Origin of the sequence: Austwickia chelonae, from assembly GCF_003391095.1 — a bacterium.
GTDB classification, from domain to species: Bacteria; Actinomycetota; Actinomycetes; order Actinomycetales; family Dermatophilaceae; genus Austwickia; species Austwickia chelonae_A.
In genome coordinates this window covers 2,951,142-2,964,434 of record NZ_CP031447.1, presented here as the reverse complement: position 1 = coordinate 2,964,434, position 13,293 = coordinate 2,951,142, and the positions used below count along the sequence as shown (strand labels likewise).

Here is a 13,293-nt window from a genome sequence, read left to right as displayed (position 1 = left end):
GATTCTCCGCCGCGACGACTCTCCTCTAGGGTCGGCGTGTGAATGCCAGTTCCCACACCGACCCGGCCGGTGACAGCTCGGGTGAGGAGCCGTCGTCCCTGCGGGGCAAGCTCGTCCGGTTGACCAGGTTCGGGGAGGGCGGCGCCGGTCGGCAGGTCGCCCAGCTCGGTGGGGGCACCGCCGTCGTCATGGTGCTGCAGTTCGTGACCCAATGGATCTGCGGGAGTCTCTACACCCCCGGGGACTGGGGTCGTTTCGGTGAAGTCGTCTCCTGCGCGACCATCATCGCGATGGCGGCGACCCTTCGGCTGGAGATGGCCATCCCGCTGGCCGGGGAACAGTCCGAGGCCGACGACCTGGGCCGTTTGACGCTCGGCATCGCCACCCTGGTCTCTGCGGCATTGATCCCGCTGTGCCTGCTGGTGGTGGTGACGGGCTGGGCGCCGCCGGAGTACCGGCTGTCCTTGGTGGCCGTGCCCTTCGTGGTGTGGTCGATCGCCGCTTTCCAGACCTTGCGTTCCTACCAGTCCCGCCGTCAACAGTTCCGTGCGATGAGCGACGCGAACGTGTCCGGTACGGCGCTGACGAGCGCGGCACAGGTCGGACTGGCCTGGCCTGGTCTCGCCGGTGCCGGGCTGGGCGTCGGCTACGGTGCCGGACGGCTGCTTTCGGCGGGCATGATGTTGCGTCGCAGCGGCTTGCCGCTGCGGGGCCGGATGCAGTGGGGGCTGGTCTCCGCCTGGCGGCAGTTCCCGGTGTGGATCCTCCTGCCGGCTCTGGCCAATGCGGTCACCGTCGGCGCGGTCAGCCCGCTGATCAGTGCTTTCTACGGGGTCGACTTCGCGGGGCAGTTCAATTTCAGTCAGCGCCTGCTCTCCGCCCCGGTGGCCCTGCTCGGCCAAGCGGTCGCCAGCGTCTTCTACGTCCGTTTCGCGGCCATGGAACGTACGGCTCAGGACACCTCGGGGCAGATGGTGCGCCTGGCGACGGCGCTTCTCGGGATCGCCGCAGTGATCTTCGTCCCGGTGGCCCTGCTGTCCAGAGAAGCCTTCCTGATCGTGCCCAGCTGGGGAACGCAGTGGGAGACTGCGGGATACATCTCGGCATGCCTCGCCCCGTGGCTCATGTTCAGTTTCGTGTCGATGCCGCTGTCGGGTTATGCGACGGTGAAGAACCGGGTTCGCAGGCTTTTCGTCATCTCCTGCCTCGAAGCAGGAGTACGGATCCCCGCGCTCGGAGCCGGGCTGCTCTTCGGGGACGCCATGCTCGGGGTGCAGCTCTACTCGGTGGCCGGTCTGGTCATCTGTCTCTACTGGACGCTCTGGGTGATGCGCCTGGCCGGGGCGTCCCGTTGGACGTCCTGGCGGGTCGTCGCTTTCCCGCTGATGGTGATCATCCTGGCGTGGGTCTTCGCGATGTCCGGGTGGGAACACCTCGGGCAGGACACCTACGTCCTCGGAAGCATCCTTTTCTCCGTCGTCGCAGCCGTGCTCGGCGGGGTCGGCGTCATGCGCGCGTTGCGGGGCTGATCGGACGTTCCACCGCCGAGCACTTCATCAGCGGAGGCGGCCGCCAGCGCAGGCCGCCTCCGCCAGGAGCCCTACGGATCTCATACCCCGGCCACCAGCGCCCCGGGACATTCGACACAGTCGGCGACATATCGGAGGAAGCCCCCGGCGACCCCGCCGTCACACACCCGGTGGTCGAAGGTCAGCGACAGTTGTGTCACCGGCCGTACTGCCAAGGCGCCGTCCACCACCCATGGTTTGTCGACGACTCGCCCTACTCCGAGCATGCCTGCCTCCGGGTGGTTGATGATCGGTGTCGACCCGTCCACGCCGTACACGCCGTAGTTGTTCAACGTGAATGTCCCGCCGGTCATCTCCTCGGGCGTGAGCGTCCCCGCCTTGGCGCGCTCCACCACACCTCTCACCTGTTGTGCCAGCTCCTGGGTGGTGAGCGCGTCGGCGTGATGCAGCACCGGGACGACCAGGCCGCGCGGGCCTTGTGCCGCGAACGACAGGTGTACTGCGCCGACCCGGACGATCTCACCGGCTGCCGTGTCGACCCGGGCGTTCAACTCCGGGAACCGGGTCAGCCCGGCCACGACGATCCGTGCCAGCAACGCCAGATAGCCGATCCGTGCCTCCGGGAGACAGCGGGCCAGGTCGTCCCGCATCGTCCGTAGCCCGGTGGCGTCCACGTCGACCCAGGTCGTCGCGTCGGGTATCTCCCGGCGGCTCTGGCCGAGCTTGTCGGCGATGACCTTGCGGACACCGGTGATCGGCACCCGTTCGTCGACCAGCCGAGAGCCCGGACGGCCGGGCACGGCAGACGACACTGCGGACGACAGCGCCGTCGCCTCCGCCGGCTGCCCGGCCGGTGGACCGTCCATCGACGGGGTGCAGGTGAACTCCGGCCGCAAGGTGCCGGCCAGCCCGGCCGCGATCGCTGCTTCCACATCGCGTTTCGTGATGATTCCGCCGGGGGCGCCCGGCGGGACCCGGCGTAGGTCGACGCCGTGGTCGGCGGCCAGTCTGCGCACCAGCGGGGAGATCACCCGTACGGCTTCACCTGGGCGAGAGCCGGGCAGTGGCGCGTCCTGCGGCATCGCCCCGAAAGCGAACTCACGTTGTGAAGCTGCGTGCGAGGTCTGCCCTGGCGTCGCTGCGGACCCGTTCTGACCGCCTACCGTGACAACCCGGCGTCGACGGGTCCGAGCGGCTTCCGAGGTGCCGTACCCGATGAGGACATTGCCCGATCCGGCGCGTTCCTCCGTCAACCGTTCGGTCGTACGGGCGGGGGCTTCCACCTCCACCGTGACGAAGGGTGCCCCGACGTTGAGCACCGCTCCGGCCTCGCCGTGGAGGGATGCGACGATCCCCGCGAACGGACACGGCAGTTCCACCTGTGCTTTCGCGGTCTCCACGGTGGCGATGACCTGGTCCACGGCGACCTCGTCGCCGACGGACACCGCCCAGGAGACGATCTCCGCCTCGGTCAGCCCTTCGCCCAGGTCCGGCAGCAGGAAGGTCTTCGTCGTCATCGGGCACCCCCGGTGGTGGCGTCGGCATGTCGCAGGTCGGGCTGGTCCGACCACTGCAAGCGGGCGACGGCATCAAGCACCCGGTCCACACCAGGAAGATGCAGATGCTCCAATTTCGGTGGGGGGTAGGGGATGTCGAGGCCGGTGACGCGCAGTACCGGGGCGGCCAGGGAGTGGAAGGCCCGCTCCTGGACGCGGGCGGCGATCTCCGCGCCGACCCCGGCGAAGCCCTGCGCCTCGGTCACCACGACACAACGCCCGGTGCGGCGCACCGACTCCACGACGGTGGCATCGTCGTACGGGTCCAGTGTCCGCAGATCCACGACCTCCACCGACCAGCCTTCCTCGACGGCCGCTTCGGCCGCCTCCACCGCCACCGGGACGCCGGGGCCGTAGGTCACCAAGGTCACATCGGTACCCTTCCGGCGCACCACGGCCCGCCCCGGCGGCACCCGGTCGTGCCGGTGCGCCAGATCACGCAGGTCCACGTCGGCCTTCGACCAGTACAGCCGCTTCGGTTCCAGGAAGACCACCGGGTCCGGGTCGTCGATCGCCGCCCGCAACAGGACATAGGCGTCCTCCACGGTGGCCGGGGCGTACACCCGCAGCCCCGGGGTGTGGACGTAGTAGGCCTCCGACGAATCGCAGTGGTGCTCGACCCCGCCGATGCCACCGGCGTAGGGCACCCGGATCACCATCGGCAGGCTCAACCGGCCACAGGTCCGATTCCGCATCTTCGCGACATGCGAGGTGATCTGCTCGAACGCCGGATAGGCGAAGGCGTCGAACTGCATCTCCACGACCGGTCGCAGCCCCGACATGCACATCCCGATCGCGAAACCCACGATCCCCGATTCGGCCAGCGGAGTGTCGAAACAACGGTCGTCGCCCAGGTCGCGGGCGATGCCGTCGGTGATCCGGAAGACGCCCCCGGCGACGCCCACGTCCTCACCGAAGACGGAGACCCGCTCGTCGGCGGCCAAAGCATCACGCAACGCCTGGTTGAGGGCGGCGGCGAAAGTCACCTGTGCCATGTCAGTGCCCCTTCCTGGCGTCGTCCTGGGGGCCGGCCTGTTCGGCGGCGAGTTCGGCGAGGACCATCTCCCGCTGCTCGACCAGTTGCGGCGACATCGTCGCGTAGACATGTTCGAACAGACTCTCCGGCGAGGGTGACGGGTCGACGTTCATCCGGTCGCGCAACTCGGCCGCCGCCGACTCCCCTTCCGCGGCCACCGCGGCGACGGATTCGTCGTCGAGACGACCCACCGAACGCAGATAGGTCTCCAAACGGACCACCGGGTCACGGTGGCTCCACTCCTCGACCTCTTCTGCGGTGCGATACCGGCTCGCATCGTCGGCATTGGTGTGCGCCTCCATCCGGTAGGTGTGCAATTCCGCCAGCACCGGGCCTTTGCCCGCCCGCGCCCAGTCCACGGCCTTGCCCACGACGGCCAGCACGGCCAATGCGTCATTGCCGTCGACCTGTTCACAGACCACGCCGTAACCGATGCCCTTGTAGGCCAGGCTCGGCGCCGCCGTCTGCTTCGACAGGGGCACCGAGATCGCCCATCCGTTGTTCTGCACCACGAAGACCACCGGCGCCTTGAAGACCGCCGCGAAGTTCAACGCCTCGTGGAAGTCGCCCTCGGACGTGGCCCCGTCACCGATGAACGCCAGGGCCACCCGGTCCCGGCCCTGCCGACGCTCCCCGTAGGCCACTCCTGCCGCGTGCAGCAGCTGCGTCGACAACGGCGTGCACTGCGGGGCCGTGTACGTGGCCGCAGGGTCGTATCCGCAGTGGGCGTCGCCGCGCAGCAAGGTCAACACTTCCACCGGGTCCAACCCTCGGGACACCAGGGCCACCGAGTCCCGGTAGGTGGGGAAGAACCAGTCGTCCTCACGGATCGACAGCACCGATCCGACCTGGCATGCCTCCTGACCCCGTGAACTGGGGTAGACGGCCAGCCGTCCCTGCTTCGTCAACGCGGTGGCCTGTACGTCGAACCGACGCCCGACGACCATCCGCCGGTAGCACTCCGCCGCCAGGTCGTCGTCCGGGGCGGTGTAGTCCTCGGTGATCGGGGTGACCCGTTGACCGTGTTCGTCGAGGAAACGCACCGGCTCGGGTGCCGGGATCAGACCGGCCTGGAAGGGCGGATGACTCTCGGCATGGTCGACGACCTGGGCGGCGGCTTTCGCCGCGCGGGCATCCGCTTCGGCCGACCGTCTCGGACGGCCCGATCCCCCTTGACGTACGGAGGACGTCTTACGTTGTGCAGCACGGGTGCTGCCTGATCCCGTGGTGGGCTCGGGGCTGCTCGTCATTGAGTGTGCCTCACTGTGTCGCTGGTCTCACCGGAAGATGCACGGTCGATGTCTCCCGATCGTGTCCGGCGACGTACGCTCGGCTCAACAGTTCCCGTGAATACGAGACGTTCGGAGCGAAGGAGAGTCGATGCGCGACCGTTCGTCGCCCACAGAGCCGGTTCTGGATCCGACTGACCGGGCCATCATCGCGGCACTCGTCGACGACGGGCGCCTGTCGATGCGGGCCCTCGCCGAACGACTGCACATCAGCCGCGCCAATGCGTACGCCCGGCTGGAGAAACTCACCGACTCCGGCATCATCACCGGCTTCACCGCCCAGGTCGCCCCGGAGAAAGCCGGACTGTCGACCTCCGCCTATGTCTCCCTGTCCATCGAACAGGACACCTGGCGGGAAGTCCGAGAAGCCCTCGTCCACGTGCCACACGTGGAACACATCGCCCTGGTCGGAGCGGAATTCGACGTCCTGGTGCTGGTCCGTGCCCCGGACAATGCCACCCTGCGGGACGTGGTGCTGGAGCAGCTGCAGTCGATCCCCGGGGTGAAAGCCAGCCGGACCTGGCTGGTCTTCGCCGATGTGGAGACCCCCGGCCTGTGGCGCCGCCCGGAGGAATGACCCCGGGGCACGGAAGCCCCGGCCGAGAGCGACCAGGTGGTGGGCGGCCTCGACGCCGCCGCCCACCACCACGGATCAGCTGATGCCGTTCGGGTTCGCCGGAAGATGACCGGTGGACTTCGCGTAGTAGCGGGTCCACTGCCGGGTGGCGTACATGCGCGCCAACGCGATGACCGCACCGGAAGCGGCCGCCCACAGCAGGGCCTCCCACAGCTCGGTGTCGAGATCCTCAGGGTTCGACGGCGGGTCGGACGCCATCACCGCACGCCACCCCTTCTCGGTGACCACCCTGGCGAAGGCCGCAGCGCCCACGGCGGCACCCATACCGACGTATTTGAACACCTTCTCGCCCAATGTACTGCTCCTCTCATCGGCCGCATCCGGCCGGAGACCGGATCTCCTGGATCAGTCTGCCAGCACGGACAGCTCGCCGTCGCCCCTCGCCCGCGCAGGACCCCTCCCGCCCGGACCAGCACCGACAAGGTCTCCCGTCTTCCTGGCGAAGAGTGCGCGAACGGAGCCCGCTGCGGTAGGTTTCGTCCTGATACGACAGGGGAGCGCCACCAGCGCTGAGAGTGCGGACAGCCCGCAGACCCTCGCACCTGATCCGGTTCGCACCGGCGTAGGGAGTCGGGAATCTCGGACGAGCCCACCTGCACACTTTCGCAGGTCGCACACCGTCAGCACTCACGCCTGGAGCGGCCCACGACGGCCACCGGGCAGGCGCCCCGACGCACCCCTGTCGACGAGCAGACACGTACAGACAGGACGAACCGATGACCGACCACGACGCGGCCACACCCACCGGCAGCGCCACCGACAGACCCGGCGCCACCGCGACCGCCACCCGCATGGCACGCGGCGGCCCCTTCGCCTGGCGAGCCGTCGACCTGGTCACCCTCGCAGTCCTCGGTGTCGCCTTCGGTGTCGCCTTCTGGGGCTTCAACAATGTGCTCTACCCCCCGCTGAAAGTCGCCCTCCAAGTCTTCCCCCCGGCCTCGGCCTCACTGGTCGGCGTCTGGCTGCTCCCCGCAGTCTTCGGCGCCCTCCTCGTCCGCCGACCCGGCGCAGCCCTCCTCGTCGAACTGGTCGCCGCGAACGTCTCCATGCTCCTGGGCAACGAATGGGGCCCCGCCGTCATGATCTCCGGCGCCCTCCAAGGACTCGGCGTCGAGATCGTCGTCGCCCTCTACCGGTGGCGCCGCTGGCGACCCGACACCGCGATCGCCGCCGGAGCGATGTCCGCGATCTGTGAAGTCGTCCTCTACGAATGGTGGGTCTACGTCGTCGAATACTCCACCGCCTGGAAACTCGCCTATCTCGGCTTCAGCGTCGTCTCCGGCGCCGTCATCGCCGGACTCGGCGCCTGGGCCCTCACGAAAGCCCTCGCCACCGCAGGCGCCCTGACCGCCTTCCCGCCCGGCGAAGAACGACTCACCGCCGACCTCGAGGACGACCAGGACGACCCGGCACCGACCAGCCCGGACGGGCGGCCCGGGCAGGCCTGACCCGGTGGACATCTCCCACCCGGCCGACTCCGTGAACACACACCCGACAGCAGACCGACGCCCCGGCAAGGGCGCCGCCATCGACCTCCGCGGACTCACCTGGACCCCGCTCGGACGACGACGTCCCATCCTCGACGGCATCGACCTGCACATCGAACCCGGCGAACGCCTCCTCGTCGCCGGAGCCAGCGGCGCCGGAAAATCCACCCTGCTGCGGGCCATCGCCGGAGTCGTCGACACCGTCGAGCCCGGCGCCCTCACCGGAACGGTCACCGTCGACGACGGACCGACCCGCGCCGGTGACGGCCGGGTCGGGCTCCTCGTCCAGGACCCGGCCGACGCCCGCGTCGCCGGCACCATCGGACGGGACATTGCCTTCGGTCTCGAAAACCTCGGCGTCCCCCGCGCCGACATCCACCGTCGGATCGCCGCCGCGCTCGCCGCCGTGGACATCCGTTACGGCCCTGGCCATGCCACGTCGGCACTCTCCGGCGGTGAAGCCCAACGTGTCGCCCTTGCCGGGATCATCGCCTTGCGCCCTCGGGTCGTCCTGCTCGACGAACCGACCTCCATGCTCGACGACGCCTCGGCCCGGGCCGTCCGGGAAGCCGTCGTCGCCGCCGCGGACGAAGCCGGGGCGACCCTCGTCGTCGTCGAACACCGCCTCACCGGCTGGGTCGACGTCGTCGACCGTCTCGTCGTCCTCGGCCGGGACGGTCGTCTCCTCGCTGACGGGCCGGTGCAGCGCACCCTTCACGAGCAGACCGCTGAGCTGCTCGCGGCCGGGCTGTGGGTGCCCGGCGCGCCCGCCCCGGAAGCGCTGGGTCTCCCTGAGGAGCTCTGCGCCCCTTGGCCTGGTGTGGCGGCCTCTGCCGGACAGGCCTTGGTGTCTGCGGAGGATGTCCGCGTCGTGCATCGTCCCCGCCGCGGGTTACGGGTGATCCGCCGCCCCGAACCCGATGTCACCGCTCTGGACGGCGTCGATCTGACGTTGACCGCAGGCCGCGCAGCCGCGCTACGGGGCACCAGCGGGGCGGGGAAGTCGACTCTTCTGGGGCTCCTCACCGGCATCGACCGGCCCACCGGCGGGCAGGTCCGGGCCGACGCAGGCTGGGCCGGTGGCGCCCCACCTGAACTCCACCGGTGGGATTCGGCCCATCTGGCCGCCCGGGTCGGCTGGGTGCCTCAGCGTGCCGAGCTGACGATCACGTCGACCCGTTCCGTCCGCGACTGCCTGCTGTCGACTCCCCAGGCGCTCGGCCGGGATGTCGGCGACGCCGGGGCGGCGGCCCGCCGGATCGACGCCACCTTGGACGTTCTCGGGCTGTCGCACGCCGCCCGACGGCACCCTTACCGGCTGTCCGGTGGTGAAGTGCGCCGTCTCGCCGTGGCCGGTGCCCTCGTTCACGGCCCGGCCCTGGTGGCCTTCGACGAACCCACCGTCGGCCAGGACCGGCACACCTGGGCGGTGGTCGCCGGGCTGGTGTCCTCGGCCCGCGACGCCGGGTGTGCCGTCGTCGCCGGCACCCACGACGACCTCCTGGCCGGGCTGGTCGACGACGTCCATCATCTGGCTCGTGGGCGGCTGTGCGCCGGGCCCGCCGACCCAGGAAGCAGAGGTGTCCGGTGAACCCGTGGGGTCTGCTCGCCCGGTGCGGCCCGCTCTCCTTGGTGGGGGCCTCCTTCGTCCTGATCTCCGGGGTGCCTTTCCTGGACGGCCTCCACGAAGCCGCCGCCTGTGCCGGACTGTGTGCCGTGACCGTGGTCGTGCTCGTCGGCCGGACCGGGTTCCCGTTGTGGCGGCTGTTCCCCGCGGTGTTGGCCGTGGCCTCCATCATCTGGTCGAACTGGTTGCTCTCCGCGGAGCACGCTCTCGCTCCGGCGGTGGTCGCCGGGCTCAGGGTCGCCTATTTCGTCGTTCCCGGTATCGTCTTCGCCTCCTACCTGGACCCGTTCACGGTCGGTGACCATCTCGGCCAACGCCTCCGGATGCCGTCCCGTCCCGTCCTGGCCTGTGTCGCCGCGCTGCAACGTTTCGACGACCTGGGCACCGAATGGGCCGATGCCGAGCGAGTACGCCGCGTCCGAGGGCTGGCCCCCGGGCGCAGTCTCACCGCCCGCACCCGCCACTATGTCGCTCTCGTCTTCACCCTCTTCGTCGAGGCCATCCGCAAAGCCGGCCGGATGACCGTCGCCATGGAGGCTCGTGGATATTCCGCACCGGTCGTGACCGGCCGCCCCCGCACCTGGGCCGAACCGGCGCCGTGGACGACGGCCGACAGCGTTCTGATGGTGATCGCCGTGGCCTTGGCCCTGGCACCGGTGGGGCCGGGGCTGCTCTGGTGAGGGGGCTGCCGGGGCGGGGGCTCGGCTGAGCCGGTCATTCTTTGCGGAGGAGGTCGACGAGAAGCCCGATGATCAGGCTGGCCAGGACGAGCCCGAGGCAGAGCGCGAGGGAGTGCTGGACGTCCTCCCAGGGCACCAGGGCCCCGCGGGGGTCTTCGATATTGCTCGACAGGATGAACTGCGTGACGTGGGCGGCGACGGTGTGGCCGATGGTGATGGGCACGGCGACGGCGACGAGGACGGCGGCGGCCACGGTGACGGTGAGCAGCCGGGTGCGGACACCGATGGCCTGCAGACTGCGTCGGTAGGGGCGGAAGGCCGTGACATGTCCGATGGTCAGTGCCAGGGTGAGCGCGGCCAGGAGCCCGCCGAGGACTTTTCCGGCCAGTTTGACCGAGGGCGGTATCGGGACGGTTTTCGGTGTGGTGTGGACATGGACGAAGAGAGGGTCGAATCGTTGTTCGTGGGGTGCTTTGAGTGCGGCGGCATTCTGGGCTGCGCCGACATCGGTGTACACCCAGTAGCGGGTGTCCAAGTGCCAGCGGTCTCGTCGAGCCTGTTCGGCGGAGGCGACGCCAAGATATTCGTGGGAGTAGGCCTCGGGGATGTCGCCGATCAAGGTGGCTCGTGTCGGGGTGGGTTTTTCCTCTGAGTTTTTCTCCATCTGAAGGATTTCATCTTCTTTGATCTCGTTCTTCGGGGAGTCGAAGACCAGGATCTCGCCGCGGGTGAACGCTGCGGACTGTGCGGGGGTGAGGGGGTGGCCGACGAGTCGTTCGACGTCGTGGGCGCTGTCGACGACCAGGGGAAGCCCCTGCATCTTCCCTGAACTGACCCGTGCGCCGTAGACGGATACCGGTGCTCCCAGCCCGGTGTATTTCTCGAAGTCGGCTCGCACCCGCGGCGGAACGCCTTGTCGGTAGACATGGGCGTACCCCAGGGTGACCTGTCCGGGGGCCACCGAGGAGACCTGGGTCAGCGCGATGTAGTACTCGCTGGTGGCTCGGGAGATGCCCAAGGAGATCGGCATCGAGGTGCACAGCATGGTGACGGTGACGGTGGCCGCGGTGAGGGCGGGGGTACGGTGCAGCCGCCGTAGGGCCAGGTTCAGCGGGAGGGGGAGTACTCCTTTGCTGTCCTGGAGCCAGGACAGCAGCATGCCGGTCACGATGGACAGGAGGAGACAGACGGTCAGAACGCGCTGTTCGGTCTCTCGGGTGGTGGCCGGGGCGCCGCGGGTGATCGCGGAGAAGAGCCAGGCCGAGCCGGCGATCAAGGTGACATATTGCAGGCCGGTGAACAGCCTGGCCCAGAACCGTCCGGAGGGTAGGCGCAGGCGGTGCCCGGAGAGCCGCCAGAGCCCGTGCAGGTCGGCGATGACTCGTCCGACGACTCCGGTCAGCCCGGCCGAGGTGATGATCAGGATCAGGAAACCCGGCGGGAGTGGTGGGCTCAGGGGCTGGTTGGCGGTGGCCTCGACCACTGGCCGGAGGAGGATGCCGATTCGGTCGCCGACGAGAGCACCGAGTGCGGTGATCAGTGCGGTGGCGGCCAGGGAGATCGCGCTTCCGACGAGAACGACCATGGTGGTGGGCGCGCCCAGCGCGGCGAGTATCTGGTTGCCGCGTCGGTCACGTCCTAGCGTGATCAGGTTCGCGGTGAAACCCGCGAGCAGGGGGATCCCGATCAGCGGTATCCATTCGGTCAGCAGGGAGAAGCGTTCGGCTTTCTGCGCCCAGTCGACGTGGGTCGGGCGGGCTTGGACCTGTTGTTCTTCGAGGTTTGAGCGGAGCGACCCGCGGTCGATGCCGGTCATGCGGTTGATCCGGTCGGCGAGGGCGTCGTGGAGGGCAGCGGCGTCGCCGCCGTGGTAGTGGACGGTGGCGATGATCTCGGGACGGGAGAACCGGTTTCCTTGTTTCTGGAGCGCGCCGAGGGTCCGGTCGATGGTGCCGGGGGCGACGAACAGATCGCGGGCGTCGCGGGCGTAGACGTCCTCGATGGTGCCGACGACGGTGTAGATGTCGGCACCGCCGTAGACGGGGAGTTTCCCGTTGTCGGGGAGGGCTCCGGCCAGCACATTGGGGAGCGCAGCCTCCCCGGTGGCGGTGGGCCAGCGCCCGGAGACGAGCCGGTACCGCTCCGGTAAGGGGGCCTGTGCCCAGTGTGCTTCGAGAGGGGTGACCGCGCCGATGCCGGGGATGTCGGTGCGGATCGTGCCGGAGTGCAGGGTGACCAAGGGGCTGCGTCCGCCGCTGTGCTGAACAGCCTCGGTCATGGCCGCGGCGATCGGGCAGCGGCTGCTGTCGCAGGTTCCGATGCTGATGGTGGCGGAGCGTTCGTAGCTGCCGAGTGCTTTGAGGTTCTGTTGGGCTGGGGAGAGGCGGGTCGCTGCGGAGAGGTGCAGCATCGCGGCGATGGCAGCGCAGGCCAGGAAGAGGGCTCCCCAGGCCGACCAGGTGGCCCACCCGGTGAGGCGCCGTCGGGCGGCGTGTTCGACGCTCCAGCTGAGGACAGCCCGGTGTGTTCGTGCTTCGTCCGCGACGGTCATTCGGTCACCAACGTTCCGTCTTCGATGGTGATGACGGTGTCGGCCCAGTCCGTCACGGCGTGGTCGTGGCTGGCGATCAGGACGGCGGCGCCGCCGTCGGCTGCGGCGCGGAGCATCGCGAAGACGTCGTGGCTGGCCTGCCGGTCGAGTGAGCCGGTGGGTTCGTCGGCCAGGAGAATTTTTTTATCGCCGACGAGGGCACGAGCAATGCCGACCCGTTGTTGCTCACCGCCGGAGATGTCGGTGGGACGTCGGGCGGCCAGATGGTCCAACCCGAAGGCGAGCAATGCGTCCTGGGCTTCGTCAAGGGCCGTGCGGCGGGCGGTGCCGAGCGCGCGCAGGGGAAGGGCGACATTCTCGACGGCAGAGAGCTCAGGGAGGAGGTTGTGGTCCTGGAAGACGACACCGACGTGTTCGAGTCGCAGATGCGCTCGTCGTCGTGCTGAAAGGCGAGTCAACGTCTGACCGGCGATGTCGATGTCGCCGGTGTCGCCGAGGACGAGCCCGGCACAGATCTTGATCAAGGTGCTTTTCCCCGAGCCGCTGGGGCCCATGAGTGCGACGAGCTCTCCTGGGTCGACGGACAGATCGACCTCGGAGAGCACCGGTACCGGCCCTGTCCCGGAAGGATAGGACTTCGACAGGTTTCGAATAGTGATCACGGGAATCCTTTAACGATGATGCGCCGGCCCAAGGGCTGAGCCTGTCATTGTTCTGCCAAGAGACGTTCTCTGCAGTGGATCTCCTGGCTGCCACCAGCTGAATTCGGATCCGCCTCCACCGTTGACAAAGTTGATATCGCTTCAGAGGTGGGCTGCTCGATCCGTGCGCTCGCTTCGTGCTCTTATATTTTCCCGAGTGTCGAAAAACAAGGGATGCGCAGTCAAATTCTGCATGCGAT

11 protein-coding genes and 1 riboswitch are annotated in these 13,293 nt (G+C 68.8%); of the genes, 5 read left to right on the top strand and 6 right to left on the bottom strand.

Features of this window, described 5'->3' with window-relative positions; genetic code table 11:
- Positions 1-38: 38 nt before the first annotated feature.
- Positions 39-1,529 carry a lipopolysaccharide biosynthesis protein gene (locus DX923_RS13085; protein WP_116115576.1) on the top strand — a complete coding sequence of 497 codons (1,491 nt, stop codon included), beginning with the start codon at positions 39-41 and terminating at the stop codon, positions 1,527-1,529.
- Between the two features lie 80 nt (positions 1,530-1,609).
- Here DX923_RS13085 and DX923_RS13080 read toward each other — a convergent pair whose 3' ends face one another.
- Genes DX923_RS13080 through pdhA form a run of 3 tightly spaced genes read right to left on the bottom strand, consistent with a single transcriptional unit; the run spans position 1,610 to position 5,371 of the window.
- Entirely contained in the window at positions 1,610-3,046 is a 1,437-nt protein-coding gene (locus DX923_RS13080; RefSeq protein WP_116115575.1) for a dihydrolipoamide acetyltransferase family protein, read from the bottom strand.
- Positions 3,043-4,080, bottom strand: coding sequence for an alpha-ketoacid dehydrogenase subunit beta (locus DX923_RS13075; protein WP_116115574.1), 1,038 nt, complete (start codon positions 4,078-4,080; stop codon positions 3,043-3,045). Before DX923_RS13075 ends, DX923_RS13080 begins: the two co-directional genes overlap by 4 nt.
- Position 4,081: 1 nt before the next feature.
- Positions 4,082-5,371 (bottom strand): pyruvate dehydrogenase (acetyl-transferring) E1 component subunit alpha, encoded by a 1,290-nt coding sequence (gene pdhA / locus DX923_RS13070; protein WP_116115573.1) that lies wholly within the window; start codon positions 5,369-5,371, stop codon positions 4,082-4,084.
- A gap of 130 nt (positions 5,372-5,501) precedes the next feature.
- On the opposite strand from pdhA, the gene DX923_RS13065 reads away from it, so the two are divergent.
- Positions 5,502-5,987, top strand: a complete 486-nt coding sequence (locus tag DX923_RS13065; RefSeq protein WP_116115572.1) for an Lrp/AsnC family transcriptional regulator — start codon at positions 5,502-5,504, stop codon at positions 5,985-5,987.
- 75 nt (positions 5,988-6,062) lie between these two features.
- Here DX923_RS13065 and DX923_RS13060 read toward each other — a convergent pair whose 3' ends face one another.
- Entirely contained in the window at positions 6,063-6,341 is a 279-nt protein-coding gene (locus DX923_RS13060; protein ID WP_116115571.1) for a DUF4235 domain-containing protein, read from the bottom strand.
- Between the two features lie 187 nt (positions 6,342-6,528).
- Positions 6,529-6,633, top strand: a riboswitch (TPP riboswitch).
- Positions 6,634-6,763: 130 nt separating this feature from the next.
- On the opposite strand from DX923_RS13060, the gene DX923_RS13055 reads away from it, so the two are divergent.
- From DX923_RS13055 to DX923_RS13045, 3 genes are read left to right on the top strand one after another with little or no spacing between them, the layout of a single operon-like run.
- Positions 6,764-7,495 carry an ECF transporter S component gene (locus DX923_RS13055; protein ID WP_116115570.1) on the top strand — a complete coding sequence of 244 codons (732 nt, stop codon included), beginning with the start codon at positions 6,764-6,766 and terminating at the stop codon, positions 7,493-7,495.
- A gap of 4 nt (positions 7,496-7,499) precedes the next feature.
- Complete coding sequence (locus tag DX923_RS13050) at positions 7,500-9,125, top strand: ABC transporter ATP-binding protein (RefSeq protein ID WP_116115569.1); 1,626 nt, start codon at positions 7,500-7,502, stop codon at positions 9,123-9,125.
- Positions 9,122-9,841: an energy-coupling factor transporter transmembrane component T family protein gene (locus tag DX923_RS13045; protein WP_116115568.1), complete on the top strand. Its 720-nt coding sequence runs from the start codon at positions 9,122-9,124 to the stop codon at positions 9,839-9,841. Before DX923_RS13050 ends, DX923_RS13045 begins: the two co-directional genes overlap by 4 nt.
- 34 nt (positions 9,842-9,875) lie before the next feature.
- Here the strand turns inward: DX923_RS13045 and DX923_RS13040 are convergent, their stop codons facing one another.
- A complete protein-coding gene (locus DX923_RS13040) occupies positions 9,876-12,392 on the bottom strand; it encodes a hypothetical protein (RefSeq protein ID WP_116115567.1) in 2,517 nt (838 codons plus the stop codon).
- Entirely contained in the window at positions 12,389-13,054 is a 666-nt protein-coding gene (locus DX923_RS13035; protein WP_116115566.1) for an ABC transporter ATP-binding protein, read from the bottom strand. Before DX923_RS13035 ends, DX923_RS13040 begins: the two co-directional genes overlap by 4 nt.
- Between the last annotated feature and the right edge of the window lie 239 nt (positions 13,055-13,293).

Coding starts and splice junctions, on each gene's coding strand:
- DX923_RS13080 (WP_116115575.1), bottom strand. CDS start 3,046: ATGACGACGAAGACCTTCCTGCTGCCGGACCTGGGCGAAGGGCTGACC.
- DX923_RS13075 (WP_116115574.1), bottom strand. CDS start 4,080: ATGGCACAGGTGACTTTCGCCGCCGCCCTCAACCAGGCGTTGCGTGAT.
- pdhA (WP_116115573.1), bottom strand. CDS start 5,371: ATGACGAGCAGCCCCGAGCCCACCACGGGATCAGGCAGCACCCGTGCT.
- DX923_RS13065 (WP_116115572.1), top strand. CDS start 5,502: ATGCGCGACCGTTCGTCGCCCACAGAGCCGGTTCTGGATCCGACTGAC.
- DX923_RS13055 (WP_116115570.1), top strand. CDS start 6,764: ATGACCGACCACGACGCGGCCACACCCACCGGCAGCGCCACCGACAGA.
- DX923_RS13040 (WP_116115567.1), bottom strand. CDS start 12,392: ATGACCGTCGCGGACGAAGCACGAACACACCGGGCTGTCCTCAGCTGG.